Source organism: Streptomyces sp. YGL11-2, assembly GCF_050054615.1.
Lineage (GTDB): Bacteria > Actinomycetota > Actinomycetes > Streptomycetales > Streptomycetaceae > Streptomyces.
The window spans coordinates 1-992 of sequence record NZ_JBNHIN010000159.1 but is presented as its reverse complement, the minus strand read 5'-3'; the positions used below and the strand labels follow the sequence as shown (position 1 = coordinate 992).

The following is a 992-nucleotide window of genomic DNA, read 5'->3' as shown; positions in this document are numbered from 1 at the left end:
CGTCAGTTACCGTCACCGGCGGGATCTTCGGTCCTCGTTGAGTCACATACAACCAACGACGAAAACCCGACTCAGGACACTAGCTGACTGCGCAAGCTCGCCTCAGACCGTAACGGCAGGCGGCAGTCGACACCACATTCGTTGAAACAGCTCATCCGAGGAGCAACACCATGGCAGATGTCAACCCGGGACTCGCGGGCGTCGTGGCCTTCGACACCCAGATCGCCGAGCCCGACCGCGACGGCGGAATCCTCCGCTACCGCGGTGTCGACGTCGAGGACCTCGTCGGAAAGGTCTCCTACGGGGACATCTGGGGCCTGCTGGTGGACGGCGACTTCGACCGTGGACTGCCGTCCGCCGAACCGTTCCCGATCCCGGTCCACTCTGGCAATCTTCGCGCCGACGTCCAAGCCGCCATCGCCACCATGACCCCCTACTGGGGCACGCAGCAGCTCATCGACATCGACGACGCCCAGGCCCGCGAGGACCTGGCCCGGACCTCGGTGATGATCCTCTCCTTCGTCGCCCAGGCCGCCCGCGGTCTCGGACGAGCCGCGGTGCCGCAGCGCGAGATCGACCGGTCGGAGAACATCGTCGAGCGGTTCATGATCCGCTGGCGTGGCGAGCCTGACCCCCGGCACGTCAAGGCCGTCGACACGTACTGGATGTCCGCCGCCGAGCACGGTATGAACGCCTCCACCTTCACCAGCCGTGTGGTGGCCAGTACCGGTGCCGACGTCCCGGCGTGCCTCTCCGCCGCCATCGGGGCCATGTCCGGCCCGTTGCACGGCGGCGCCCCCTCCCGGGTGCTGCACATGCTGGACGAGGTCGAGTCGGCCGGCGACGCACGCCGCTACGTCAAGAGCCTGCTGGACAGCGGCAAGCGCCTGATGGGCTTCGGCCACCCGGTGTACCGGGCCGAGGATCCGCGCGCCCGGCTGCTGCGTCGGACCGCCGCGGAACTCGACGCGCCGCGCTACGAAGCCGCCGCT

The 992-nt window shown here is 68.4% G+C and carries 1 protein-coding gene; it reads left to right on the top strand.

From position 1 onward, the window contains the following. Positions 1-170: 170 nt before the first annotated feature. Positions 171-992, top strand: an 822-nt coding sequence (locus ACO1BR_RS44135) for a citrate synthase 2 (RefSeq protein ID WP_426800755.1), incomplete at its 3' end; no start/stop codon positions are given.